Origin of the sequence: Streptomyces sp. NPDC096193, from assembly GCF_040302905.1 — a bacterium.
Taxonomy (GTDB): domain Bacteria; phylum Actinomycetota; class Actinomycetes; order Streptomycetales; family Streptomycetaceae; genus Streptomyces.
The window spans coordinates 213,338-238,517 of the sequence record NZ_JBEOSJ010000011.1 but is presented as its reverse complement, the minus strand read 5'-3'; the positions used below and the strand labels follow the sequence as shown (position 1 = coordinate 238,517).

Below are 25,180 nucleotides of genomic sequence, written 5' to 3'. Positions count from 1 at the left end.
GAACTGGATGCGAGCGTCCTCGGCCAACTCCCGCGGCAACGTGGCGAAAAGCTCGGTGGTGAAGGCGTCCTTGACCGGGGTCGACCTCGCCGGGCACCGGGGCGCGCGCGGGTCACCACAGCACGGGCAGCCTCTCCGGCAGCCGCTTGATGAATCCCGTACGCCACACCAACTGCTCCGCCGGCACGGCGAGCCGCATCCGCGGCAGCCGGGTCACCAGTGCGGTCAGCGCGGTCTCCGCGTGCAGCCGGCCCAGCGCGGAGGCCGGGCAGAAGTGCCGTCCGCCGCCGAAGGAGAGATGCGGGTTGGGGGTGCGCTCCAGGTCCAGGCGGTCCGGGTCCTCGAAGACCTCCGGGTCGAAGTTGGCCCCTTCCACCAGGACCAGCACCAGCTCTCCCTTGCGGACGAGTACGTCACCGAGCTTCACGTCCTCCAGGGCGAGCCGCGGCAGTCCGTCGCCGATGGAGAGGTTCCACCGCAGCAGTTCGTCGACGGCGGGCCCCATCCGCTCCGGATGCTCCCGCAGATACTCGATCAGCTCCGGGCGCTGCAACAGCGCCACGACGGCGAGCAGCAGAAAGGCGGAGGTGGAGACCGCGCCCGCGCCGAAGAGGGACACGGCGACGGTGGCGAGCATCTCGTCGGTCAGGTGCGCCGACTCCTCGTCCTCCCGCAGTGCCGCGAGCCGGCCGAGCAGACCGGCGCGTTCCGCCTCGGGCACATTGAGCTGTTCGACCATGTAGTCGAGGTCCTTGTACCAGTTCAGCCCGGCCCCGTCGAAGGGCCGGGCGCTGGTCATGAACGCGATGTCGAGTCCGGACATCAGCCGCCGCCAGTCGCGGAACGGGACACCGATCACCTTGCAGTGCAGCGCCGCCGAGAACGGGTCGGCGAAAGCGGTCCGCAGATCGACCGGCGGCCCCTCGGCGAGCAGCCCCTCGACCAGCTCGTCGGCCCGGGTGCGCAACCAGCCGCGCAGCCCGTCGTCCGCACGCGGGTTGAGCGAACGCATCACCGCCCCGCGCAGCCCGGCGCTGTTGATGTTGCCCATGTTGTTCACGACTTCGGGCGGGATGGTGAGGGCGTACTGCCGCGGGGCCTCCGGCGACGCCGTCTCCTTCAGACCGAACCGGTCGTCCTCCAGAACCTGGCGGGCCAGGCCGTGGCTGCTCACCAGCCAGGCGTGGTCACCGGTGAGGGTCCGCACCCGGGCCACCGGCGCCCTCTCACGCAGCGCGGCACACTCCGCGGGAAGCACGTCGCCCCGCCGGGAGAGCGGGAAGTCAAGCTGCAGCTGTCCGGTGTCCATCGTCCGCGCTCCTCTCGGGTGCGTCCGGCCGTACGACGGCGTAGCCCTGGTTGCGGGCGGCGCGCAGTCCGCCGCCCTTGCCGAAGAGCAGCTCGGTGAGCGGCATCAGCGCGTGGTAGCAGGAGACGGAGGAGGGGACGCCGAGAATCCCCGGGGTGTCGAGGAAGAAGGGGAGTTCGGCGGCGATGTAGTCCAGGCACGCCGAGCGCTGCTCGGGTGTGACGGCCCCGCCCTCGCCGATCCGAGGGGCCAGGAACTGCCGCACCATACGGTCGCAGCTCTTGCGGAACTCCTCGTCGGTGGCGAGGAAGTGACGCACCCGCCGGTGCAGCAGCGCGTACACCGGATCGCCGGAGAACTCCGAGAGCGCCCGCACGCCGATCCGCCGCCCCGGCGGGCCCGCGGCCTCCACCCCGCCGAGGATCCGCCGGCGTACCGCCTTGAGTTCCTTGGACGCGCGCCGGACGGCCTGCTCGGGGGCGTGGCCGAGGGCGGCGAAGACGGAGGCCACATGTAGATCGGCGTAGACGAAGTCCACGGCGGTGAAGCGTGGCGCTGCCCAGCGCGCGAGCTCGCTGATGCGCCGGGCGGAGAAGTAGCTGTTGCCGGGGGAGACCCCGATCAGGACATGGTCACCCTCGTCCACGAGGAGACGGCAGTTGGGGGTGAAGGGGCGGATCGTGAAGGAGTCGGTTGTGATCGTCACTGATGACATCACCCTTGCGCCGCTTGTCCCTGGGAGCCCTGTGCTCCTGGTGTGGCGGCGACGCCATGAAGTTAGCCCCCGTTGTCGGAGAGTGACGAACCGGGTCACGGGTTTGGCGGAATCCGCTCCGGGTGGGGCCGAAAATCATCTTCCGCTCTGCGGAATGCTGTGTGACGCCCTGTCAGTCGGCGGTCAGCGCCGCCTCGGAGCCGACCGGCGGAAGCCGGCCGTCCGGAACGCCCACGCGCCGCGGGAGTCGATCGTGTTCGTGGAGCGGCCCCGCCATCAGGGCGGCCAGGAACGACGGGTTCATCGCGGCGCCGGCCGGTCGGCGTCGGTGGCAGTCAACTCGGCCCGCACCCACGCCGGTTCCTCGTCGGTGAAGATCACTGAAGGCGCGATGAAGCCATCACCCCGGCGTCCCGCGCGCTCGGCTGCCGTGTCACGCGGGTCGCGCTGTCCTGCGGCGGGAAGCCCCGCCGCACGGCCGCCGCCGGTATCCGTGCCGGCTCGTCGCTCATGCGTCCGTGGCCGGGGGCGGGCGCCGGAACCGCAGCGGCGCCCTGCGGATAATCTGACCCCCGTCAGTAATGCACCAAGAAGGGGTGGACCGGTGGCGGACATCGAGGAAGCACGCAAGGCGTTCGATCGCTACGACGCGGACGGCGACGGCTTCATCACTGCGGCCGAGTACAAGTCGGCCATGGCACAGATGGGTGACTGGAACGTCACCGAGCCGGTGGCCGAGGCCGTGATCGCCGCGCAGGACACCGACAAGGACAAGCTCCTGTCGTTCGACGAGTTCTGGGCCCACCTGAACAAGGCCTGACGCAGCGGACACACGCGCGGCCCCCGGCGGAGCGCCGGGGGCCGCACTGTCGGGCCGCGGTCGCGGCTCTCAGCACTCGATGATGTTCACCGCGAGTCCGCCGCGCGCGGTCTCCTTGTACTTCACCGACATGTCCGCGCCGGTCTCCTTCATGGTCTTGATGACCTTGTCGAGGGACACCTTGTGGCTGCCGTCGCCGCGCATCGCCATCTTCGCCGCCGTCACGGCCTTCACCGCGGCCATGCCGTTGCGCTCGATGCACGGGATCTGCACCAGGCCGCCGACCGGGTCGCAGGTCAGGCCGAGGTTGTGCTCCATGCCGATCTCCGCGGCGTTCTCGACCTGCTCGGGGCTGCCGCCGAGCACCTCCGCGAGCGCCCCCGCGGCCATCGAGCAGGCGGAGCCGACCTCGCCCTGGCAGCCGACCTCGGCGCCGGAGATGGAGGCGTTCTCCTTGAACAGCATGCCGATCGCGCCGGCGGAGAGCATGAAGCGGACGACGCCCTCCTCGTCCGCGCCGGGCACGAAGTTCATGTAGTAGTGCAGCACGGCGGGGATGATGCCCGCGGCGCCGTTGGTGGGCGCGGTGACGACCCGGCCGCCCGCGGCGTTCTCCTCGTTCACGGCCATCGCGTAGAGAGTGATCCACTCCATCGCACGGGCCAGCGGGTCGCCCTCGGCCCGCAGCTGGCGGGCGGAGTTGGCGGCGCGGCGGCGCACCTTGAGGCCACCCGGCAGGATGCCCTCGCGGGACATACCGCGCGAGACGCAGGCCTGCATGACCCGCCAGATCTCCAGCAGACCCTCGCGGATCTCCTCCTCGGTGCGCCAGGCCTTCTCGTTCTCCAGCATCAGGGCGGAGATGGACAGGCCGGTCTCCTGGGTGAGCCGCAGCAGCTCGTCGCCGGTGCGGAAGGGGTACTTCAGCACGGTGTCGTCGAGCTTGATCCGGTCCTCGCCGACGGCGTCCTCGTCCACGACGAAGCCGCCGCCCACGGAGTAGTAGGTCTTCTCCAGCACGCTCGCGCCCTCGCTGTCGTACGCGAAGACCGTCATGCCGTTGGCGTGGTACGGCAGCGTCTTGCGGCGGTGCAGCACCAGGTGCTCGTCGAAGTCGAAGTCGATCTCCTGCACACCGAGCAGCCGGAGCCGGCCCTCGCTGCGGATGCGCTCCACCTCGGCGTCCGCCGACTCGACGTCGACGGTGCGGGGCGAGTGCCCCTCCAGGCCGAGCAGGACGGCCTTGGGGGTGCCGTGGCCGTGGCCGGTGGCGCCGAGCGAGCCGAACAGCTCCGCCCGCACGGTGGCGGTCCGGTCCAGTACGCCCTCGTTCTTCAGACGGTGGGCGAACATACGGGCCGCTCGCATCGGGCCGACCGTGTGGGAGCTGGACGGGCCGATGCCGATCGAGAACAGGTCGAAGACCGAGATGGCCACGGGTGACTCCTAGAACGTTGGTAGACGCCGTTGTCTGCCGGGTGGTACGAGCGAGGCGAAACAAGACGGAACAAGGCGGAACAAGGGGGAGGGCACCGCGCTCACAGCCCAGTGTGCGCGGTGCCCCGAGGTTTCCTGTCAAAAAGAGTACGAAACTACTTCAGACCGGGGTACAGCGGGTGCTTCGCGGCCAGCTCGGACACCCGGGCACGCAGCGCGTCACTGTCGTACGACGGCTTCAGCGCCTCGGCGATGATGTCCGCCACCTCGCGGAAGTCCTCGTCCTGGAAGCCGCGGGTGGCCAGCGCCGGGGTGCCGATCCTCAGGCCCGAGGTCACCATCGGCGGCCGCGGGTCGTTCGGGATCGCGTTGCGGTTGACCGTGATGCCCAGCTCGTGGAGCCGGTCCTCGGCCTGCTGGCCGTCGAGCTCGGAGTTGCGCAGGTCCACCAGGACCAGGTGCACGTCCGTGCCGCCGGACAGGACCGAGACACCGTGCTCGGTCACATCGCCCTGGACGAGACGCTCGGCCAGGATGCGGGCGCCGTCCAGGGTGCGCTGCTGGCGCTCCTTGAACTCCTCGCCGGCCGCGACCTTGAAGGAGACCGCCTTGGCCGCGATGACGTGCTCCAGCGGGCCGCCCTGCTGGCCGGGGAAGACCGCGGAGTTGATCTTCTTGGCGAGTTCCTGCGTCGACAGGATCACACCGCCGCGGGGTCCGCCGAGCGTCTTGTGCGTCGTGGTGGTGACCACATGGGCGTGGGGCACCGGGTTGGGGTGCAGCCCGGCGGCGACGAGGCCCGCGAAGTGCGCCATGTCGACCATCAGGTAGGCGCCGACCTCGTCCGCGATGCGGCGGAAGGCGGCGAAGTCCAGCTGGCGCGGGTACGCGGACCAGCCGGCGACGATCAGCTGCGGCTTGGACTCCTTGGCGAGCTTCTCGACCTCGGCCATGTCGACCTGGCCGGTGGCGTCGACGTGGTACGGGACCACGTTGTAGAGCTTGCCGGAGAAGTTGATCTTCATGCCGTGGGTGAGGTGCCCGCCGTGCGCGAGGTTCAGACCCATGATCGTGTCGCCCGGCTTCAGCAGCGCGAACATCGCGGCCGCGTTGGCCTGGGCGCCCGAGTGGGGCTGGACGTTGGCGTGCTCGGCGCCGAACAGCGCCTTGATGCGGTCGATGGCGATCTGCTCGACCACGTCGACGTGCTCACAGCCGCCGTAGTAACGGCGGCCGGGGTAGCCCTCGGCGTACTTGTTGGTGAGGACCGAGCCCTGGGCCTCCATGACCGCGACCGGAGCGAAGTTCTCCGAGGCGATCATCTCGAGGGTGGACTGCTGACGGTGGAGTTCGGCGTCGACAGCAGCGGCGACGTCCGGGTCCAGTTCGTGCAGAGGGGTGTTCAGATTCGACATCGCGGAATCACAGTCCCTGTCGTGAGGGTGGTCAGTTGCCGGAGAACTCGGTGTACTCGTCCGCGGAGAGCAGATCCTTCGGCTCCTCCGAGACACGCACCTTGAACAGCCAGCCGCCCTCGAAGGGCGCCGTGTTCACCAGCGACGGGTCGTTGACGACGTCCTCGTTGGTCTCCGTGACCTCACCGCTGACCGGGGAGTACAGGTCGCTGACGGACTTGGTCGACTCCAGCTCACCGCAGGTCTCGCCCGCGGTCACCGTGTCGCCGACCTCCGGGAGCTGTACGTACACCACGTCGCCGAGCGCGTTGGCCGCGTGCTCCGTGATGCCGACCGCCGACACGCCGTTCTCGGCGGCCGTCAGCCACTCGTGCTCCTTGCTGTAGCGCAGCTGCTGGGGGTTGCTCATGGCCTGAATTCTCCTGTACGCGGGGGAGTGCTGGGGAACGAGGGGGGAGTGCGGACGATCACTTCTGGCGCTTGTAGAACGGCAGCGCGACGACCTCGTACGGCTCATGGGTACCGCGGATGTCGACCCCGACACCCTCGGTGCCCGGCGCGGCGTGGGCCGCGTCCACATAGGCCATCGCGATCGGCTTGCCGAGCGTGGGGCTCGGGGCGCCCGAGGTGACCTCGCCGACGACCTGGCCGCCGGCGACCACGGACATCCCGGCGCGCGGCACCCGGCGGCCCTCGGCGATCAGGCCGACGAGCTTGCGCGGGGGTGCGGTCTCGGCCCGCTCGGCGGCGGCCTGAAGCGCCTGACGGCCGACGAAGTCGCCGTCCTTCTCGAACTTCACGACCCGGCCGAGGCCGGCGTCGAAGGGTGTGAGCGCCGTGGTCAGCTCGTGCCCGTACAGCGGCATGCCCGCCTCCAGGCGCAGCGTGTCGCGGCAGGAGAGCCCGCACGGGATCAGTCCGGCCGGGGCGCCCGCCTCGGTCAGCGCCTGCCACAGCTTCTCCGCGTACTGCGGCTGGACGAAGAGCTCGAAGCCGTCCTCGCCGGTGTAGCCGGTCCGGGCGATCAGCGCCGGGACGCCGGCGACGGTGCCGGGCAGGCCCGCGTAGTACTTCAGCCCGTCGAGGTCGGCGTCGGTGAGCGACTGGAGGATGCCGGGCGACTCGGGGCCCTGGACCGCGATCAGCGCGTAGGCGTCGCGGTCGTCGCGCACCTGCGCGTCGAAGCCCGCGGCGCGCTCGGCCAGCGCGTCCAGCACGATCTGGGCGTTGCCCGCGTTGGCGACGACCATGTACTCGGTGTCGGCCAGGCGGTAGACGATCAGGTCGTCGACGATGCCGCCGTCCTCCTGGCAGATCATCGTGTAGCGGGCACGGCCGGGGCCCACGGTGCCGATGTTGCCGACGAGCGCGTAGTTCAGCAGGTCCACGGCCTGCGGGCCGGTGACGGTGATCTCGCCCATGTGGGAGAGGTCGAAGAGGCCGGCACGGGTGCGGACCGCGGTGTGCTCGTCGCGCTCACTGGCGTACCGCAGGGGCATGTCCCAGCCCGCGAAGTCGGTCATGGTCGCGCCCAGCGAGCGATGCAGGGCATCGAGGGCGGTGAGACGGGGGGAACTGGTCATGGATGTGACTCCCAGGGCATGGCCGGCGAGGACAATCCTCCCCATCTGTCATCGGAACCTGAGAGGTTCGTCCCGACCACGCGTACTGGTGGACGTGACTTGCACCTTGGGTGGAGCCACTCGAACGCGGCTCGCTTTTCAGATCTGCCTCATCACACGCGGTACGGGGCCTGAGAGATTCAAGGGAGGGACTTGCTCCTTCGGCGCCCGGCGCACACTGTGGCCAGGACTCTCCCGCGTGGATTCAAGCGGCCGGTATGCAGTTGGCGGGCACATCATTGCACGCATCGCGCCGAAGGGCGTCCCCCCAGGCCGGAGGGCTCGGGGCCGGAGCGGACGGCTTGGGAGCTTTCTGCGGACGGCACGGCGCTCCTCACCGGCAAATCGACCTCGTCGCATTACCATTTCTTTACGCTCCATGGGCAAGTGTGGGGGGTGACCCGACAGGGGGAGGGTGATGACTTTGCAGCAGTCCGGTGCATATGCGACCGCCGCGGGAGTGCCTGCGCCGCCGCAGGTACCCGCCCGAGAGGTCGGCGACGTCCTGGGGGCGGCGCCCGTGCTGCGTGACCTGCGGGACCGCGGGGGACGCAGCCCGCACAGCCTGGGGTTCGCCGCGGGCGACGTCGTGGTGGTGTCGGGCCTGCCGGGCAGCGGGAAGTCCACACTGATCAGACGCGCGGCAAGCGGCCGGCGGATCGACTCCCAGGACACGCGGGACCGGTGGGACGCGAGGATGCCGAGGTTCCTCCCGTACGCCGTCTACCGGCCCTTCGTGCGGCTCGCCCACTACGCGGGCCTGCGCCGGGCCCTGCGCTCCGGCGAGAGCGTGGTCGTGCACGACTGCGGGACCCAGACCTGGGTGCGGCGCTGGCTGGGCCGGGAGGCGCGGCGCCGCGGCAGCGCGCTCCATCTCGTTCTCCTCGACGTCTCCCCGGGGATCGCCCGGCAGGGACAGCGCGAGCGCGGCCGCGGGGTGTCCGGTTACGCCTTCGCCCGGCACCAGCGCGCCGTGGGCCGGCTCATCGGTGACGCGGAGGCCGGGAAACTGCCCGCCGGCTGCGCTTCGGCGGTGCTGCTCGACCGGGACGCGGCGACCGTGCTGTCACGGGTCGGTTTCGGCGAGGAGTGATCGCTCGGCCCCGTCCCCGGCCCGGCGGGCGCGCGCATTAGGGTCGGGGGAAGCACAGAGGAGAGCCGGGGGAGAGACCAGCACATGACCATTCAGGGACAGGCGCATCCGCATCCGTCCGGCGGCTGGCCGGCGAACGAGCTCGAAGAGGTGCTCGGCGCCTCCCTCGGCAACCCGGCTGCCGGGGGCCGGCTCGTGGAGGTCCTCGGCCGCAGCTTCCTCTGGGTGCCGCTGCCCAACGGCGGCGGCCCGGACAGCCCCAACCTCGATCTGCCCACCACGGAGATCGAGGGACAGGCGTATGTGCCGGTCTTCAGCTCCGAGCACCAGTTCCTGACCTGTGTGGGCAGTCATATGCCCTTCACCGTGGCGCCCGCGCGCGACTTCGCCCGCGGGCTGCCGCCGCAGCTGGGCATCGCCGTCAACCCGGGCGGTGTCGTCGGCACCCCGCTGCCGCCGTCCGCCGTGGCGGAGCTCTGCCGGGCCGGACGCCACGAACCGGGCGGGCCGCAGGTCGGGGCGAGCGGCGGGCGGGTGCGGCTGTTCGAGCCGGACTGGCAGGAGGAGCCCGTCGACTTCCTGGCCGCCGCCGCCGGTGAGTTCGAGGAGTCCGGAGTGGTCGTCACCGCGCGGCGGGCGCTCGCGTCCATCGAGGGCGACCCGCCCACCCTGTTCATCGGTGTGCAGCTGTCCGGCTGGGACGCGGTCGGCAGCAACGCGCCCATGGACGCCCTCGGTCGGGCGCTCGGCCGGGTCCAGGTCGGCTGGCCGGTCAGCATCGTCCTGCTGGACGTCGCCCAGGACCCCGTCGCCGACTGGATGCTGGCCCGGGTGCGGCCGTTCTACCAACGAGAGCACGTGTAGTCGTCAAGTCGGTGTCGAAACGGCCGAATAAGCTGGTTTCATGACCTGCTGAATCGTGATGCGAAGAGGGGCGGAACCCACAGTGAGTGCGTCAGGCACCGCGGCGGCCGGGCAGGTCGAGCACATGCTGCGCCAGGTGACTCCCGGACGCTACGACGCGTACGAGGCGCTGCTGAAGGCGCTGGCCGACCCGGCGAGCGGCCAGGTCTGGATGCTGCTCTGGCACGGCCGTGCGGGCTCGCCCGACGCCCAGTACGGGAACATGGAGGTCGACGGCGTCGGCTACGCCCCCTGTGTCACCTCCGCCCAGGAGCTCGCCGTCTCCGGCTGGAACCGCGCGCACGAGGTCGTCGGCGGCCTCGACATCGCCCGCGCCCTCTACCCCGACCGCTGGGGCATCTGGCTCAATCCGCACGCCCCCGGCGGCGGTGTGGGCATCCCCTGGCCCGATCTGCGCAGGATCGCCACCGGCCTCGACCGGATGCCCGCCGGACCACTGCGACTGTCCGAGCCGGTGATCGAGATCCCGCAGTTCTACGCCCTGCTCTCGCAGAACGCCCACCGCACCCCGGCCGTCCGATCGTTGCGCCGCGCCTGGGTGCAGCCCGCGCTCGGCGCCCCGTATCTGGCGATCGGTCTCGATCTGTACGACACCGGACGCCAGTCGGTGGACGCGGTCCGCGCGATGATGCAGCAGTCGATCGCGGCCGTCCCGGAGGGACTGCCGGTGTCCACCGTCGCGATGTCGGACGAGTACGACCCCGTCACGATGTGGCTGCGGGCCAACTCCCGGCCGTTCTACGACCGTGACGCGCACGGCGCCCCCCAGGCCGGCGGTTACGGCTATCCGCCGCCCCACGGCCACTGAACCGACCGGCCCCGGCCGGTTTTCCACCACACTGCTTCCGAGGGCGAATTCGTCCTCTTTCCATGCCCTGCGCGGATGTTCTGGTCGGATTGTGTGTGCGCAACCCGTGACGCGCCTTGTATTCGAATGAGCCGCCTCTGCGTGACGGGCGGTGCATCGGTGAACTTCCGTCCCATATGGGCCATTTGGCGTTCCGCTCAGTCGGCGGTCCCGTCCGTATAACGGAAACCGGCTTCCCTCATCACGTTTACGCAAACATTCCCCGAGGGGTCTGGCGGGTGATCGCGGCAGCGTTGAAGACTCCCCGCAACAAGGACCCTTCGGTCCCGTGTACGACCTGCTTCTTCAAACTTTCCTCGCACCACACACAACTGCACCACTGATGTGAACGAAGCCGCTACAGCGGCGGGCATGGGTCGGTCACCACCGGCCGAGAGGGGTCCCCACCACGATGACGGCACCACTGCACGACACGAGCGCGGCCGAGACCGCGGCCGTCGATGTCGCCGCCGATGTCCCGCAGAAGGACATCGAGGGGCGTTCACCCTGGAAGATCGCCTGGGTCCGCCTCAAGCGGGACAAGGTAGCGCTGGCCGGTGGGGTCGTGGTGCTCCTGCTGGTCCTGGTCGCGCTCCTCGCCCCGCTGATCGTGGACGCGTTCGGCCACCCGCCGGAGGAACTGCACGAGGACCAGATCGACCCGCTGCTCGGCACCCCGATCGGCAGCTGGGGCGGCATCAGCTCCGACTTCCTGCTCGGAGTCGAGCCGGTCAACGGCCGCGACGTCTTCAGCCGGATCATCTACGGCGCCCGTATCTCGCTGCTGGTCGCCTTCCTGTCCGCCTTCGTGGCCGTCTCGCTCGGCACCCTCTTCGGTGTCATCGCGGGCTACTTCGGAGGCTGGGTGGACGCGGCGATCAGCCGGGTCATGGACCTGCTGCTCGCCTTCCCGCAGCTGCTCTTCATCATCGCCCTGATCTCCGTCACCCCGAACGAACTGTTCGGGTTCTCCGGCTCCGGACTGCGCATCGCCGTCCTGGTCCTGGTGATCGGCTTCTTCGGCTGGCCCTACATCGGCCGCATCGTGCGCGGCCAGACCCTGTCGCTACGCGAGCGCGAGTACGTCGAGGCGGCGCGCAGCCTGGGAGCCGGCCGGTCCTACATCCTCTTCCGTGAGCTGCTGCCGAACCTGGTCGCGCCGATCACCGTCTACACGACGCTGATGATCCCGACCAACATCCTCACCGAGGCCGCGCTGAGCTTCCTGGGTGTCGGAGTGAAGCCGCCCACCCCGTCGTGGGGCGAGATGCTCCAGACGGCCGTGCGCACATACGAGGACGACCCGGTGTTCATGATCATCCCGGGTCTGGCGATCTTCATCACCGTGCTCGCCTTCAACCTCTTCGGTGACGGCGTACGGGATGCGCTGGATCCCAAGGGATCCCGCTGAACCACCGCAAGCCCTGCGGACCCACAGCCCAGCCCCTGCCACCAGTCAGGAGCGACAGCCCAGACCCGCGGCCCTCAAGGGCCGCGACTACCACGGAGGTTGCGAGCATCGTGACAACCCATCGCACGTCGAAGCGCAGGCTTGCCGCAGGCACGGCTGTCGTACTCGCGGCCCTGCTCACCACCACGGCCTGTGGCGGCAACAACAACGACGACAAGGACGGAGCCGGCAAGACGCCCGGCTTCAACGCCGGCGTCGGCAAGGTCGCCAACCCGTCCACCGCGAAGGGCGGTGAGCTCAAGTTCGTCGGCACGCAGGACGCCGACTCCTGGGACCCGCAGCGCGGTTACTACGGCTTCATGTGGGACTTCGCCCGCTACTACACCCGCCAGCTCGTCAGCTTCAAGCCGGCGCCGGGCGCGGGCAGCACCGAGCTCGTGCCGGACCTCGCGACCGCGAAGGCCGAGATCTCGCCCGACGGCAAGACCTACAAGTACACGCTGAAGGACGACGTCACGTGGGAGGACGGCACGCCCGTCACCTCGCAGGACATCAAGTACGGCATCGAGCGCACCTGGGCCCAGGACGTCATCTCCGGCGGTCCGGTCTACCTGATGCAGGTCCTGGACCCGAAGTCGGAGTACAAGGGCCCCTACAAGGACAAGTCCGCCGACAAGCTCGGCCTGAAGGCCATCGAGACGCCGGACGCGAAGACCATCATCTTCAAGCTCCCGAAGCCGAACGGCGACTTCGAGCAGATGCTCGCCATGCCGGCCGCCTCTCCGGTCAAGAAGGAGAAGGACACCGCCGCCAAGTACGGCCTGAAGCCCTTCTCCAACGGTCCGTACAAGATCGACTCGTACGCGCCGAACAAGTCGATGAAGCTGTCGCGCAACGCCAACTGGAAGGCCTCGTCGGACACGATCCGCAAGGCGCTCCCGGACAGCATCTCGGTCACCTTCATGACCAACGCGGACGACATGGACAAGCGCCTGCTCAAGGGTGACTTCGACATCGACATCAACGCGACGGGCATCGGCCAGGCGGCCCGCACCACCGCCCTGCGCGAGCACAAGGGCAACCTGGACAACGGCCAGACCGGCTTCATCCGTTACGCGGTCTTCCCGCAGACGGTGGCGCCGTTCGACAACATCGAGTGCCGCAAGGCGGTCATCTACGCCGCCGACAAGAAGTCCCTGCAGACCGCCCGTGGCGGCCCGCAGGCCGGTGGCGACATCGCCCCGAACATGCTCCCCGCGGGCATCAAGGGCGCCGACACCTCGTACGACCCCTACGAGGTCCTGAAGAACGACAGCAAGCCGAACGTCGCGAAGGCCAAGGCCGCGCTGAAGGCCTGTGGCAAGCCGAACGGCTTCAAGACCACCATCGCGGTGCGCAACAACAAGCCCGTCGAGGTCGCCACGGCCGTCTCGCTGCAGAACGCGCTGAAGCAGGTCGGCATCGACGCCCAGGTCGACCAGTTCGACGGCGCCCAGACGTCCGGCATCATCGGTTCGCCGAAGGTCGTCAAGGACAAGGGCTACGGCATCATCATCATGGGCTGGGGTGCGGACTTCCCGACCGGACAGGGCTTCTCCCAGCCGCTGGTCGACGGCCGGTTCATCCTCCAGAGCGGTAACAACAACTTCTCCGAGCTGAACGACCCGGCGATCAACAAGCTCTTCGACCAGGCCATCGCGGAGACCGACCCCGACAAGGCCGGCGAGATCTACAAGCAGATGAACCAGAAGGTCTCCGAGGCCGCTGTCTACCTGCCCTTCGTCTACGACAAGACGATCACCTGGCGCAGCACCCGCCTCACCAACGCCTACACCGCGGACGCCTACAACGGCCGCTACGACTACGCCTCGCTCGGCGTCGTCAAGTAAAACCCAGTCAGTTCACGTTCCAGTGCCACACCCGCTAGGCACGAAGGGCAGGTGATGGCCGCGAGCGGTGGCCCGGGGCCCTCTCCAGAAGAGAGGGCCCCCGGGTCGCCGTCGGGCCGAGCGCAGTGCTTGCATATCTCATCCGGCGAATCTTCGCCGTCATCGTCATGCTGATGGTCATCACTCTGGTGACCTTCGGAATCTTCTTCCTGTTCCCCAAGATGATCGGGACGGACCCGGCGCTCTACTTCGTCGGCAAGCAGTCCGACCCGGCGGCCATCGAGGGCATCCGGCAGAAGATGGGCCTGGACGACCCGATCCTGGTCCAGTTCGGCAAGTTCGTGGTCGGGCTGGTGGCCGGGCGTACGTACTCCAACGGTTCCGACGTGACGCAGTGCGCCGCGCCCTGCTTCGGGTACTCGTTCAAGACCGAGCAGGAGGTCTGGCCGCTGCTCCTGGAGTGGCTGCCGGTCACCCTCTCGCTCGCCCTCGGTGCCGTCGTGCTCTGGGTCATCGGCGGTGTCGCCACCGGCATCGTCTCCGCCCTCAAGCGCGGTACCCCGCTGGACCGTTCGGCGATGGGCATCGCCCTCGGCGGTGTCTCCCTGCCGATCTACTTCACCGGCATCCTGTCCCTGGCGCTCTTCTCCGACCAGCTCGGCTGGTTCGGACGCCCGGACACGGACTTCGGTGACGATCCGGCTACCTGGTTCAACGGCATGATCCTGCCGTGGGTCACCCTGGCCTTCCTGTACGCCGCGATGTATGCGCGGCTCACCCGGGCCACCATGCTGGAGGTCCTCAACGAGGACTACATCCGTACCGCCCGGGCCAAGGGCCTGACCGAACCCGTGGTCATCGGCAAGCACGCGATGCGCTCGACGATGACCCCGATCCTCACGGTCCTCGGCCTCGACCTCGGAGCGCTGGTCGGCGGCGCGGTGCTCACCGAGAGCACCTTCTCGCTGCACGGTCTCGGGTACAACGCGGTGAAGGCCATCAGCGACCACGATCTGCCGGTGATCCTCGGGGTCACCCTCATCTCGGCCTTCTTCGTGGTCCTCGCGAACCTTGTCGTGGACCTCCTGTACGCAGTGATCGACCCCCGAGTGAGGCTCTCATGACCGAACTGACGAAGACCGGCGCCGTCGGCGAGCCCGTCTCCGCGGGATCGGCCCCCTCGACGGCCTTCCTCGAAGTCCGCGACCTCGAGGTGCACTTCCCCACCGACGACGGTCTCGTGAAGTCCGTCGACGGACTCTCCTTCCAGCTGGAGAAGGGCAAGACCCTCGGCATCGTCGGCGAGTCCGGCTCCGGCAAGTCGGTGACCTCACTCGGCATCATGGGTCTGCACCGCGTCGGCCAGTACGGCCGGCAGAAGGCCCACCTGTCCGGCGAGATCTGGCTCAACGGCAAGGAACTGCTGTCCGCCGATCCGGACGAGGTGCGCCGCCTGCGCGGCCGCGACATGGCGATGATCTTCCAGGATCCGCTGTCCGCGATGCACCCGTACTACACCATCGGCAAGCAGATCAGTGAGGCGTACCAGGTCCACAACAAGGTGGACAAAAAGACGGCGATGAAGCGCGCCGTCCAGCTGCTGGACCGGGTGGGCATCCCGGAGCCCCACAAGCGCGTGGACAGCTACCCGCACGAGTTCTCGGGCGGTATGCGTCAGCGCGCGATGATCGCGATGGCGCTCGTCAACAACCCCGAGCTACTCATCGCCGACGAGCCGACCACCGCCCTGGACGTCACCGTCCAGGCGCAGATCCTCGACCTGATCCGCGATCTGCAGAAGGAGTTCGGCTCCGCGGTCATCATCATCACCCACGACCTGGGTGTGGTCGCCGAGCTGGCCGACGACATCCTGGTGATGTACGGCGGCCGCTGCGTCGAGCGCGGTCCGGCCGAGAAGGTCTTCTACGAGCCGCAGCACCCCTACACCTGGGGCCTGCTGGGATCGATGCCCCGCATCGACCGCGACCAGACCGAACGCCTCATCCCGGTCAAGGGCTCCCCGCCCAGCCTGATCAACATCCCCAGTGGCTGTGCCTTCCACCCGCGGTGTCCGTACGCCGATGTGCCCAAGGGCGGAATCACCCGCACCGAGCGGCCGAACCTGCGTGAGGTCGGCAGCCGGCACCACTCGGCCTGCCACATGTCGCAGGAGGACCGCACGCGGATCTGGACCGAAGAGATTGCGCCGAAGCTGTGAGTGAGACAAAGGATTCCGAGATGACGATCCCGGAGCAGGCCACCTCCTCGCCCGAGCCGCTGCTCAAGGTCACCGGACTGGTCAAGCACTTCCCGATCACCAAGGGGCTGCTGCGCCGGCAGGCCGGCGCCGTCCAGGCGGTCGACGGCATCAGCTTCGACGTGCTTCCCGGCGAGACGCTCGGCGTCGTGGGCGAGTCCGGCTGCGGCAAGTCGACGATGGGCCGGCTCATCACCCGGCTCCTCGAACCGACCGGCGGCTCCATCGAGTTCGAGGGTACCGACATCACGCACCTCGGCGTGGGCGCCATGCGTCCACTGCGCCGGGACGTCCAGATGATCTTCCAGGACCCCTACGGATCGCTGAACCCGCGTCACACGGTCGGCTCGATCGTCAGCGCGCCGTTCAAGCTCCAGGGCGTCACGCCCGAGGGCGGGATCAAGAAGGAGGTCCAGCGGCTGCTGGGCCTGGTCGGTCTCAATCCCGAGCACTACAACCGCTATCCGCACGAGTTCTCCGGCGGCCAGCGCCAGCGCATCGGCATCGCCCGCGCGCTCGCCCTGAAGCCGAAGCTGGTCGTGGCCGACGAGCCGGTTTCCGCGCTGGACGTCTCCATCCAGGCGCAGGTGGTGAACCTGCTCGACGACCTCCAGCAAGAGCTGGGCCTCACCTACGTGATCATCGCCCACGACCTGTCGGTGATCCGGCACGTCTCGGACCGCATCGCGGTCATGTACCTGGGCAAGATCGTGGAGTTGGCGGACCGCAAGTCGCTGTACGAGGCGCCGATGCACCCGTACACGAAGGCGCTGATGTCGGCGGTGCCGGTGCCCGATCCGCGCCGTCGCGGCGTCAAGAGCGAGCGCATCCTGCTCAAGGGCGACGTGCCCTCGCCGATCTCGCCGCCGACGGGCTGCCGCTTCCACACCCGGTGCTGGAAGGCGACGGAGATCTGCACCACGCAGGAGCCGCCGCTGATCGCCCTCAAGCCTGGGCAGCAAGTGGCCTGCCATCACCCGGAGAACGCGCCGGACCAGGTCCCGCAGGACGTGGTGATCGCGTCGGCGCGGGAGGCGATCGACATCGTCGACGCGAAGCCGAAGTCGGAGGAGTCGGCGGAGGCCGCCGCGGTGGTCGCTGATCCGGTCGTGTCCGAGGCGCCGGTGGCGAAGGCCGCCGAGGCCGAGCCCGAGGCCGAGCCTGAGGCCGCTGTGGCCAAGGCTCCCGGGGCCGAGCCTGAGGCCGCCGTGGTCGAGAATCCGGTCGCGAAGGCCGCCGAGGCCGAGCCTGAGGCCGCTGTGGCCAAGGCTCCCGGGGCCGAGCCTGAGGCCGCCGTGGTCGAGAAGCCGGTCGCGAAGGCCGCCGAGCCCGACGCCCCGGTCGCCGGGTCCGAGACGCCGGTGGCCGAGGCCACCGACGCGGACGAGGCCAAGGGCCCGCGGGACACCACCAAGGAGTAGAACCGGCACAATCGTCCGGTGCTCCAAGAACTGTTCACGCCCTCCGTCCAGCATTCGCTCGACCTCGCCGGAATCTTCGTCTTCGCGATCTCCGGTGCACTGCTCGCCGTGCGCAAGAACTTCGACGTCTTCGGCATCGCGGTGCTCGCCGAGGTCACCGCGCTGGGCGGAGGGCTGTTCCGTGACCTGATCATCGGGGCCGTGCCCCCGGCGGCCTTCACGGATTTGGGGTACTTCGTCATGCCGCTGGTCGCCGCCGCACTGATCTTCTTCCTGCACCCGCAGGTCGAGCGCATCCAGTCCGGGGTCAACGTGTTCGACGCGGCCGGCCTCGGCCTGTTCTGCGTCACGGGCACGACCAAGGCGTACGAGTACGGGCTCAGCCTCACCTCGTCCGCGGTGCTCGGCCTCGCGACCGCGGTCGGCGGCGGTGTGCTGAGGGACGTCCTCGCCAACGAGGTCCCGTCCCTGCTGCGCTGGGACCGCGACCTCTACGCAGTGCCTGCCATCGTCGGCGCGACCATGGTCGTGCTGTGCATCCGCTTCGACATGCTGAACGCGTTCACCAGCGGGGCCGCCGTCATGACCGCCTTCCTGCTCCGGCTGGCCGCGATGCGCTTCAACTGGCGCGCACCCCGAGCCTGGAACCGGCGCTCGTCCGCCGCGGAGGAGGCGTAGCCGTATCCGGGGCCCGTACCCGGGGCCGGCCCAGCTTCGTGGCGAGAAAGCTACCGCTCAGTAATTGCCTGTTGTACCGTACCGATATGGCACAGGCAGTTCAGGCATCGATCGGGGACAGCGAGTTCGACCGCGACACCGCTGTGTCCCTGCGCGCACCGGGCGTCTACGACGCGGAGCTCTCGGCGGGCTGGACGATCGTCCGCGCCGTCAACGGCGGGTACCTGCTGGCCGTACTAGGCCGCGCCCTGGGCGAGGCCCTGCCCCACGCGGACCCCTTCACGGTCTCGGCGCACTACCTCACCGCGTCGCAGCCGGGTCCCGCGATGATCCGTACCGAGATCGTCCGCACCGGCCGCACGCTCTCCACCGGCCAGGCCTCCCTCGTCCAGTTCGAGGAGGACGGCACCGAGGTCGAGCGCATTCGCGTGCTCGCCACCTACGGCGATCTCGACGCGCTCTCCGACGAGGTCCGCACGTCCGCGGCCCCGCCGGCCATGCCCCCCTACGGGCAGTGCCTGGGCCCCGCGGACGGTCCGGTGGCGATCCCCGGCAGCTCCGCCATCACCGAGCGGCTGAACATCCGGCTCGACCCGGCGACCGTCGGCTGGGCCGTCGGGGCGCCTTCGGGCAAGGGGGAGATGCGCGGCTGGTTCTCGCTCGCGGACGGGCGTGACGCGGACCCCTTCTCGCTGCTCCTGACGGTCGACGCCCTGCCGCCGACCTCGTTCGAGCTCGGGCTGACCGGCTGGACGCCCACGGTGGAGCTCACCACACACATCCGCTGCCGTCCGGCGCCCGGCCCGCTGCGGGTCTCCATCACCACCCGCAACCTCGCGGGCGGATTCCTGGAGGAGGACGCCGAGGTCTGGGACAGCCGCGACCGGCTCGTCGCCCAGTCCCGGCAACTGGCGAAGGCGCCGCGCCCGTCCGCGGATCGCTGAAGGTGCCGCGCTGGTACGGCAGCCGGTGAAGGTGCCGGCAAGTACGGCAGTCGGTAAGGGTGCCGCCCCGCACTACGCTTCATTCTCTTGCGGTTATATAACCCAGTGAGTATGTTCACGGTATGCCCATACCGTTCGACGTGCTCGCGGAGCCCAGCAGGCGCAGAATCCTCGACCTGCTCCTGGAGCGTCCGCATCTGGTCGGTGAACTCACCGAACGGCTCGGCCTCAGCCAGCCCGGTACCTCCAAGCATCTGCGGGTGCTCCGCGAGGCCGGGCTGGTCCGGGTCCGGCAGGACGCGCAGCGCCGCTGGTACGAGCTGAGCCCCGAGCCCCTCGCGGAGCTCGACGCCTGGCTCGCGCACTACCGCCATCTCTGGGCGGGGAGCCTCGATGCCCTCGAACGCCATCTCGACGCGATGGAGGACGACTCCTCATGACCCCGCACCCCGACACCCTCACCACCGAGGACGGACGCAACGCGCTGCGGATGGAGCGCCGGCTCGCACACCCGCCGAAGAAGGTCTGGGCCGCGATCACCACGCCCGAACACCTCGCCCGGTGGTTCCCCTCCGAGGTGACCGTGGAGCTGCGTCCCGGCGGCGCCATCGGGTTCCTCTTCCCCGGTGAGGCAGAGCCCGGCATGACCGGCACCGTGACCGACGCGGACGAGCCGCACGTGTTCGCCTTCACCTGGGGCGAGGATCATCTGCGCTGGGAGATCACACCGGACGGCGACGGGTCGCTGCTGACCCTGGTGCACACCTTCGGCGACCGGTTCGGGGCGGCGAGCTTCGCCTCCGGCTGGCACATCTGCATCACGGCGCTGGCGCAACTGCTCGACGGCAGGGCGCCCGACGTCGAAGGGGACGCGGCGGGCGCCCTGCACGAGGCGTACATCGAGCGGTTCGGCCTCACCGCCGGCACGGTCGAGGACACGGCCGACGGCCTGCGGATCCGCTTCGAGCGGCAGCTCGTCCGTCCCGCCGGGACGGTCTGGGACCTCCTGACCGGTGGTGGGACTCCCGAGGCCGGCGCACCGGTGCCCGAGGGATTCACCGCACCCGTCGCCCCCGCGGGACCGGTCGTCGAGGTCCACGCCCCCGAACTGCTCGTCTACGCCTGGCGTTCCGGCGGCGAGGTCCGCTGGGACCTGGGCCAGGGCACCGGCCACGGCCCGCGCCTCGTCCTGACCCAGACGGGCCCGGCGGACCTGGACACCCGGGCCGCGCTCGACTCCTGGCGACAGCGCATCGAGCACCTGGCGGCCCGGCTCCAGGAGCGGTGACGTCCGCTCCGGGCCCGCTCCGGGGCCCGTCAGCAAGGAGTGGTGACCACAGGTCCCGGGTCCGTCTCCGGGAGCGGCGACCGCCGCTCCCGGGGCCGGGTCCGGGCCTGCTCTCACACCGTACGGCCCATCCACGCCGCCAGCCGTGCGTACGCGTCGGAGCCCTCCGGTGCCTCCTGCACGGCCCCGAAGGGGACGGGCCCCCCGCGGGGTTCGACCGGGAGTACCTCCCGGGCCAGCGGCAGAATGATCTCCGCCAGCTCCTGGTCCAGGGGGAGGGGATGCCCCAGCGCCTGGGACAGGTCCCAGGTGTGGGTCAGGGTCTCCATGACGTAGCCGCCCACCGCGGCCGCTCCCGGAACCTCGGCGCCCCACGGCACCGTCACCGGACGCGCCAGCTTCGCGTCGTCCGCCCATGCCTCGCCGAAGCGGCTGCGCGCCGCGTCGTACGCCGCGCTCCAGCCGTCATCCGGGATGCCGTCCGCGCGGGCGGGCACCGACAGACCGTCGCCTCCCTCACCGACGAGCGCGATCCGGTGCGTGCCACCCACGACATGGGAGAGCAGGGCCCGTACGTCGAACTCGGTACACGGCGTCGGAGCGTCCAGCCGGTCCGGTGTCACCATCTTCACCAGGCCGGCGAACTGCTCGGCCGCGCGCTCGTACAGGGGGCGGGGATCGTTCATGTCATCCATCTCCTCGAACTCGCCAGTCCCGCGAACTCGTTGCTCGCCGGCCACACGCACTGTTCCGGGATAACCTGACACCTCCCGTCATGTTTTCCGGAGACGTTCGCCACGTGAAATCCGACCGGCTGCTCTCGATCCTCCTGCTGCTCCAGACCCGCGGTCTCGTGCCCGCCGCCGAGCTCGCCGAGCGCCTGGAGGTGTCCGTACGCACCATCTACCGCGACGTCGAGGCCCTTTCCGCCGCCGGTGTCCCCGTCTACGCCGAGCGGGGCCGCCACGGCGGGATCGCCCTGCTGCCGGGCTTCCGTACGGATGTCACCGGGCTGACGGCGGACGAGTCCCGCGCCCTGTTCGTCCTCGCTGCTCAGGGCGCCCACAGCGCCCTCGGCCTCGACGAGGCACTGGGCTCCGCGCTGCGCAAGGTGATGGCCGCGCTGCCCGAACCGCACCGGCCCGGTGCCGAGTTGACCAGCCGCCGGATCCTGGTGGACCCGGCGCGCTGGATGAAGGCACCGGGTCCGGCCGTCGATCTGGACGCGCTCAACTCGGCCGTCTTCACGGACCGCAGGGTGCGACTGCGCTACCGCCACAGCGGCACCACCGAACCTCGGACGTACACCCTCGACCCGTACGGCCTCGTCGTGAAGGCCGGGATCTGGTACCTGGTCGCCGATCACCGCGGCGCACCCCGCCTCTTCCGGGCCGACCGGGTGCTGTCCGCCGCCGTCACCGACGACCCCGTGCGACGGCGTGCCGGTCAGGAGTTGGCCGACGTCTGGGAAGTGCTGCGCCGTCAGGTGGAGGACCGGCCCGCGGAGGTTTTCGTGACGGCGCGGGTGAGCCAGGAGCGGCTGGACCTGTTTCTGCGGATGCACGGCAGCCGGTTGACCGGCGAGCCCGTGCCCGAGGAGCCGGTGGAGTCCGGGCGGCAGGCGGGCGCGGAAACGCCGAAGGGGTCCGGGCGGCAGGCGGGCGCGGAGGTTCCGCGCTGGTCCAGGGTGGAGCTCGCCCTCACCTCCCTGGCGGCGGTCCGCGTGCTCCTCGCCTTCGGTGAGAGCGTCGAGGTGCTCTCCCCGCCGCAGGCGCGTGCCGAACTGGCGCGCGCCGCGGCGGGGATCGTCGCGTTCTACGGGGAGGGCACCGTCAGTCCAGCCAGTGCCGGCGGCCGAGGCTGATCAGCCGCAGCTGACGGCGGGCCAGCGAGGCCGCCCGGTCGAGCCCCTCGGGCCCGGCCTCCAGGAACGCGGACGCCGTCATGACCATGTGGTCCACGTACACCCCGGCGAGCATCCGCACATCCGCGGCGCTCCAGCCGTCCGCCTCGGGCTCGTCGGCGAATGCCGCCGCGACCTCGTCGCCGAACTGCCGCAACTGCTCGGCTATCGCCGCGCGTACGGACTGCACTCCGCCGTGCCGTTCCCGCGCGATGAAGCGGACATGCGCGGGGGAGGTGCGGACGAGATCCATGATCAGGTTCACGGTCCGGTCGATACGCGCATCGTCCGCCTCCTCGGTGAGCGCTTCGCCGATCGTGGCGTGCAGACTGCCGAGTGTCTCCTCGACCAGCGCCACACCGAGGTCGGCCGTGTCCCGGAAGTGGCGGTAGAAGGCCGTCGGCGCCACGCCCACGGCCCGGGTCACCTCGCGCAGCCCGAGACTGCTCAGACTCTGCTCCTCGAGCAGCCGCAGCGCTGCGTCCAGGAGGGCCTGACGGGTCTTCTGCTTCTGGGCCTGGCGGATTCCGGCGGTGTGACTCATGGAACTGAGTAAACAACCGTTCTCCGGATAAAGGAAGTGTAGACTCGCCAGTCAGTGAACAGTCGTACCTACAAATGTTCACCGAAATGTCGAAAGGATGACGATGATCGCCCTCGTCGCAGCACTGCTCCTCCTGGGGATCCTGCTGGGCGCCGTGGCCCAACTCCCCCTTTCCGCCAGCTTCGTCGCCTGCGCCGTGATCGGCGTCTGGCTTCTCGTCTTCGCCGTGCGCGAGCGTCGCGCCCGTCAGCACTGACCCGGAAGGAGCCGAACCGGACATGCAGCTCTCCGCCGTCAAGCACAGCGACCGCGTGAACCACAGCGACCGCACCCAGCACACCGACCGCAGCGCCCCGCACGCCGGAACTCCGCACTCCGACCTGCCGAAATCCGACCTGCCCAACGCGGACACGCCGGACTCCGGCACCCCAAGCAACCCCAACTCGGCCGCGCGCACCCGTCCGACGGGCCGCCGCGACGCGGACGGCATGGCCGTCGCAGCCTTCGTACTCGGCCTCGTCGGCCTGCTCGTGATGAACATCCTGCTCGGCCCGACCGCCATCGTGCTCGCCTCCCTCGCTCTGTGGCGGGGCACCGCACGCCGTGGCCGCGCCCTCCTCGGACTCGCCCTCGGCGTCGCCGACCTGGTCGTCCTCGGCGTGCTCGTGGCCATGAACGGCACCGTCGTCTGGAGCTTCGGCGGCTGACCGCCCTACGACTTGGGCGCGCGCGTGCGGTTCCTCGCCGCGCCGCACCCACCGCCTCCCGCAGCGCCGCGGGAGGCGGTCGGCGTTCGGCGTTCGGCGGGGCCTACTTGCTCCGCAGCGACCCCAGCGGGTGAGGGTCCTCCTCCAGCGCGGCCTGAGCCATCTTCCAACTGGTGTCGGCGGGGTCGAGCGCACTGCGCAGATACGCCCACGTCAACTGCTGGACCAGAGCGACGCGTTCGGGGCTCTCGTCCGTCGTCTCCGCGACCTCGTACCCCGGGATGCCGCCGAGCGAGTGCTCCGCCCCGAACAGGGTGAGCAGGCTCTTGCTTCCCGGGCTGAGGGTGTAGGGGTCGGTGAACCAGTCCGGCCCCCGGGTGGTGAGCGCCGACTGGTCCCGGTCACCCACGACGATCAGAGCCGGCATGGTCATGCCGTCGAAGGACGGGTTCATGAAGGGCAGGTTCTCGACGGCGAACGGAGTCAGGTCGTCGCCGCCCCGGCCGGGTGGGGTCAGCAGCACGCCCGCCATCACGCGAGAGTCGGACAGGTCCTCCCCGGGAACGCCGTCGGAGTCGAGGACCCGCGCGCCCAGGAGTGTGCTCGCCGTCTGGGCTCCCCAGGAGTGGCCGGCCACGGCGGTACGGCTGCGGTCCAGGCGTCCGCCGAGGCCCGGCACGGCGGCCTCCAGGACGTCGAGCCCGTCGAGGACACGCACCAGGTCCTCGACGCGTATGCGCCAGATCCGCGGCGTACGGGGGTCGTCGGCAGGCAGGCCGAGCGTTCTCGAGTCGAGATGGGTGGGCTGGACGACCACGAAGCCGCGGGCGGCCCAGAAGTCGGCCAGCGGAGCGTAACCGTCCATCGACCAGCCGAAACCGTGCGAGAGGACGATGACGGGCAGGTCGCCGCCGGTCGCGGGCGCGGAGACGCGGACCTGGAGGTCCTCGCCGCGGCCGGGGGCGGGCAGGACCACGGGCTTGGCGGACACGATCGTCGTGGGGGCACTCGCGATACGTGGTGCGGTCGCGATGATGGATTCGGGCATGGCAATGCTTCCGTTCGGTTGCTGTGCACGGTGGAGGTGGCAGGCACGGGCCCGGCAGCCGCGGTGTCGGGCCGGGGCAGGGCGGCGGTTGCGGCGTGGTCGCCCGGCCCGGTTCTGGCATCATGAGAAAAACGGAACCCCGCTCCGCCAACGATACGGAGCGGTGTTCCGCTTTGCAAGGCTCGCAGGAGTCTCAGGAGAGTCGCGGGAAACTCATGGAAGGGGTGCCGCGTTGAACGACGGCGACCAAGGCGCGGGAAGCTCGGCCGGCTCCCGGCGCAAGGACGCACGGCGCAACCAGCAGACTCTGCTGGAGGCGGCCGCGACGGTCTTCGTCAGATCCGGGGTCCAGGCGCCGGTCCGCGACATCGCGGCGGAGGCGGGCGTCGGGATGGGCACGATCTACCGCCACTTCCCGACGCGGGCGGATCTCATCATCGCCGTCTACCGGCACCAGGTGGACGCCTGCGCCGAGGCCGGCCCCGCCCTGCTGGCGTCCGGTGCGACTCCGCACGCCGCCCTGGGGCGCTGGATCGACCTCTTCGTCGACTTCCTGGTCACCAAGCACGGACTCGCCGCCGTGCTCCAGTCGGACAACGCCGGCTTCGAGACGCTGCACAGCTACTTCCTCGACCGTCTCGTGCCCGTGTGCGGCGAGCTGCTCGACGCGGCGGCCGCATCCGGCGAGATCCGGTCCGACGTGGAGCCCTACGAGCTCATGCGCGGAGTCGGGAATCTCTGCATCGGTTCCGGCAGCGACGCACGTTACGACGCGCGCCGGCTGGTCGGACTACTCATCGCGGGACTGCGCCAACCGCGTTGACCGCGGGGCCCTGCGCCCGCCCCCGCGGTCGGGCGTGGCGGGCTCCGCGCACATGTGCCCCCCTGCGCCGCCTCCGCGCCCCCGC

Annotated in this window: 26 protein-coding genes and 1 riboswitch; of the genes, 17 read left to right on the top strand and 9 right to left on the bottom strand. The window is 70.0% G+C overall.

Translation table 11 applies throughout. The features are described 5' to 3' along the window. Positions 1-112: 112 nt before the first annotated feature. Both ABTX78_RS18765 and ABTX78_RS18760 read right to left on the bottom strand, forming a co-directional pair. Positions 113-1,309: a cytochrome P450 gene (locus tag ABTX78_RS18765; RefSeq protein ID WP_352207867.1), complete on the bottom strand. Its 1,197-nt coding sequence runs from the start codon at positions 1,307-1,309 to the stop codon at positions 113-115. Beyond that, a complete protein-coding gene (locus tag ABTX78_RS18760; RefSeq protein ID WP_502993895.1) occupies positions 1,284-2,024 on the bottom strand; it encodes a tRNA-dependent cyclodipeptide synthase in 741 nt (246 codons plus the stop codon). Before ABTX78_RS18760 ends, ABTX78_RS18765 begins: the two co-directional genes overlap by 26 nt. Before the next feature lie 604 nt (positions 2,025-2,628). Here ABTX78_RS18760 and ABTX78_RS18755 point away from each other — a divergent pair. Then, positions 2,629-2,844: an EF-hand domain-containing protein gene (locus ABTX78_RS18755; RefSeq protein ID WP_313943966.1), complete on the top strand. Its 216-nt coding sequence runs from the start codon at positions 2,629-2,631 to the stop codon at positions 2,842-2,844. Between the two features lie 69 nt (positions 2,845-2,913). On the opposite strand, the gene ABTX78_RS18750 is transcribed toward ABTX78_RS18755, so the two are convergent. The 4 genes from ABTX78_RS18750 to gcvT all read right to left on the bottom strand — a co-directional run bounded on the left by ABTX78_RS18750 (position 2,914) and on the right by gcvT (position 7,279). Then, positions 2,914-4,281, bottom strand: a complete 1,368-nt coding sequence (locus ABTX78_RS18750) for an L-serine ammonia-lyase (RefSeq protein WP_352207865.1) — start codon at positions 4,279-4,281, stop codon at positions 2,914-2,916. A gap of 155 nt (positions 4,282-4,436) precedes the next feature. Then, positions 4,437-5,696: a serine hydroxymethyltransferase gene (glyA, locus tag ABTX78_RS18745; RefSeq protein ID WP_352207864.1), complete on the bottom strand. Its 1,260-nt coding sequence runs from the start codon at positions 5,694-5,696 to the stop codon at positions 4,437-4,439. A 31-nt stretch (positions 5,697-5,727) separates the two neighbouring features. Continuing rightward, positions 5,728-6,105 carry a glycine cleavage system protein GcvH gene (gcvH, locus tag ABTX78_RS18740; protein WP_327679969.1) on the bottom strand — a complete coding sequence of 126 codons (378 nt, stop codon included), beginning with the start codon at positions 6,103-6,105 and terminating at the stop codon, positions 5,728-5,730. 58 nt (positions 6,106-6,163) lie between these two features. After that, positions 6,164-7,279, bottom strand: a complete 1,116-nt coding sequence (gene gcvT / locus ABTX78_RS18735) for a glycine cleavage system aminomethyltransferase GcvT (protein ID WP_352207863.1) — start codon at positions 7,277-7,279, stop codon at positions 6,164-6,166. 149 nt (positions 7,280-7,428) lie between these two features. Then, positions 7,429-7,526, bottom strand: a riboswitch (glycine riboswitch). 210 nt (positions 7,527-7,736) lie between these two features. On the opposite strand from gcvT, the gene ABTX78_RS18730 reads away from it, so the two are divergent. The 12 genes from ABTX78_RS18730 (at position 7,737) to ABTX78_RS18675 (ending at position 20,070) form a co-directional block, all read left to right on the top strand. Continuing rightward, positions 7,737-8,411, top strand: a complete 675-nt coding sequence (locus ABTX78_RS18730) for an AAA family ATPase (protein ID WP_352207862.1) — start codon at positions 7,737-7,739, stop codon at positions 8,409-8,411. An 84-nt stretch (positions 8,412-8,495) separates the two neighbouring features. Continuing rightward, positions 8,496-9,275 carry an enhanced serine sensitivity protein SseB gene (locus ABTX78_RS18725; RefSeq protein WP_352207861.1) on the top strand — a complete coding sequence of 260 codons (780 nt, stop codon included), beginning with the start codon at positions 8,496-8,498 and terminating at the stop codon, positions 9,273-9,275. A gap of 82 nt (positions 9,276-9,357) precedes the next feature. Continuing rightward, complete coding sequence (locus tag ABTX78_RS18720) at positions 9,358-10,143, top strand: enhanced serine sensitivity protein SseB C-terminal domain-containing protein (protein WP_352207860.1); 786 nt, start codon at positions 9,358-9,360, stop codon at positions 10,141-10,143. Between the two features lie 451 nt (positions 10,144-10,594). Continuing rightward, positions 10,595-11,593 carry an ABC transporter permease gene (locus ABTX78_RS18715; protein WP_340475544.1) on the top strand — a complete coding sequence of 333 codons (999 nt, stop codon included), beginning with the start codon at positions 10,595-10,597 and terminating at the stop codon, positions 11,591-11,593. Positions 11,594-11,703: 110 nt separating this feature from the next. Then, positions 11,704-13,482: an ABC transporter substrate-binding protein gene (locus ABTX78_RS18710; RefSeq protein ID WP_352207859.1), complete on the top strand. Its 1,779-nt coding sequence runs from the start codon at positions 11,704-11,706 to the stop codon at positions 13,480-13,482. A gap of 125 nt (positions 13,483-13,607) precedes the next feature. Then, positions 13,608-14,606, top strand: coding sequence for an ABC transporter permease (locus ABTX78_RS18705; RefSeq protein ID WP_352207858.1), 999 nt, complete (start codon positions 13,608-13,610; stop codon positions 14,604-14,606). Then, the gene (locus ABTX78_RS18700) at positions 14,603-15,700 is read left to right on the top strand and encodes an ABC transporter ATP-binding protein (protein ID WP_313943955.1); all 1,098 of its coding nucleotides are present in this window, start codon (positions 14,603-14,605) and stop codon (positions 15,698-15,700) included. The genes ABTX78_RS18705 and ABTX78_RS18700 overlap by 4 nt, the downstream gene beginning before the upstream one ends. Before the next feature lie 20 nt (positions 15,701-15,720). Then, on the top strand, positions 15,721-17,160 hold the full coding sequence (locus ABTX78_RS18695) for an ABC transporter ATP-binding protein (protein WP_352207857.1): 1,440 nt from the start codon (positions 15,721-15,723) through the stop codon (positions 17,158-17,160). Positions 17,161-17,178: 18 nt separating this feature from the next. Then, positions 17,179-17,838 (top strand): trimeric intracellular cation channel family protein, encoded by a 660-nt coding sequence (locus ABTX78_RS18690; protein WP_352207856.1) that lies wholly within the window; start codon positions 17,179-17,181, stop codon positions 17,836-17,838. A gap of 86 nt (positions 17,839-17,924) precedes the next feature. Then, positions 17,925-18,782, top strand: a complete 858-nt coding sequence (locus tag ABTX78_RS18685) for a thioesterase family protein (protein WP_352207855.1) — start codon at positions 17,925-17,927, stop codon at positions 18,780-18,782. Between the two features lie 122 nt (positions 18,783-18,904). Beyond that, positions 18,905-19,222 carry an ArsR/SmtB family transcription factor gene (locus ABTX78_RS18680; RefSeq protein WP_352207854.1) on the top strand — a complete coding sequence of 106 codons (318 nt, stop codon included), beginning with the start codon at positions 18,905-18,907 and terminating at the stop codon, positions 19,220-19,222. Next, positions 19,219-20,070: an SRPBCC family protein gene (locus ABTX78_RS18675; protein ID WP_352207853.1), complete on the top strand. Its 852-nt coding sequence runs from the start codon at positions 19,219-19,221 to the stop codon at positions 20,068-20,070. The genes ABTX78_RS18680 and ABTX78_RS18675 overlap by 4 nt, the downstream gene beginning before the upstream one ends. A 113-nt stretch (positions 20,071-20,183) precedes the next feature. On the opposite strand, the gene ABTX78_RS18670 is transcribed toward ABTX78_RS18675, so the two are convergent. After that, positions 20,184-20,756, bottom strand: a complete 573-nt coding sequence (locus ABTX78_RS18670; protein WP_352207852.1) for a TIGR03086 family metal-binding protein — start codon at positions 20,754-20,756, stop codon at positions 20,184-20,186. A gap of 113 nt (positions 20,757-20,869) precedes the next feature. Between ABTX78_RS18670 and ABTX78_RS18665 the strand changes: the two genes are divergently transcribed. Further along, positions 20,870-21,934, top strand: coding sequence for a helix-turn-helix transcriptional regulator (locus tag ABTX78_RS18665; protein ID WP_352207851.1), 1,065 nt, complete (start codon positions 20,870-20,872; stop codon positions 21,932-21,934). On the opposite strand, the gene ABTX78_RS18660 is transcribed toward ABTX78_RS18665, so the two are convergent. Further along, positions 21,903-22,517, bottom strand: a complete 615-nt coding sequence (locus ABTX78_RS18660; protein ID WP_352207850.1) for a TetR family transcriptional regulator — start codon at positions 22,515-22,517, stop codon at positions 21,903-21,905. The genes ABTX78_RS18665 and ABTX78_RS18660 overlap by 32 nt on opposite strands. 97 nt (positions 22,518-22,614) lie before the next feature. Between ABTX78_RS18660 and ABTX78_RS18655 the strand changes: the two genes are divergently transcribed. Both ABTX78_RS18655 and ABTX78_RS18650 read left to right on the top strand, forming a co-directional pair. Then, the gene (locus ABTX78_RS18655) at positions 22,615-22,773 is read left to right on the top strand and encodes a hypothetical protein (protein WP_352207879.1); all 159 of its coding nucleotides are present in this window, start codon (positions 22,615-22,617) and stop codon (positions 22,771-22,773) included. Between the two features lie 22 nt (positions 22,774-22,795). Further along, complete coding sequence (locus ABTX78_RS18650) at positions 22,796-23,224, top strand: DUF4190 domain-containing protein (protein ID WP_352207849.1); 429 nt, start codon at positions 22,796-22,798, stop codon at positions 23,222-23,224. A gap of 103 nt (positions 23,225-23,327) precedes the next feature. On the opposite strand, the gene ABTX78_RS18645 is transcribed toward ABTX78_RS18650, so the two are convergent. Further along, complete coding sequence (locus tag ABTX78_RS18645) at positions 23,328-24,272, bottom strand: alpha/beta hydrolase family protein (RefSeq protein ID WP_352207848.1); 945 nt, start codon at positions 24,270-24,272, stop codon at positions 23,328-23,330. A 232-nt stretch (positions 24,273-24,504) separates the two neighbouring features. On the opposite strand from ABTX78_RS18645, the gene ABTX78_RS18640 reads away from it, so the two are divergent. Further along, on the top strand, positions 24,505-25,095 hold the full coding sequence (locus tag ABTX78_RS18640) for a TetR/AcrR family transcriptional regulator (protein WP_352207847.1): 591 nt from the start codon (positions 24,505-24,507) through the stop codon (positions 25,093-25,095). The last annotated feature ends 85 nt before the right edge of the window (positions 25,096-25,180 follow it).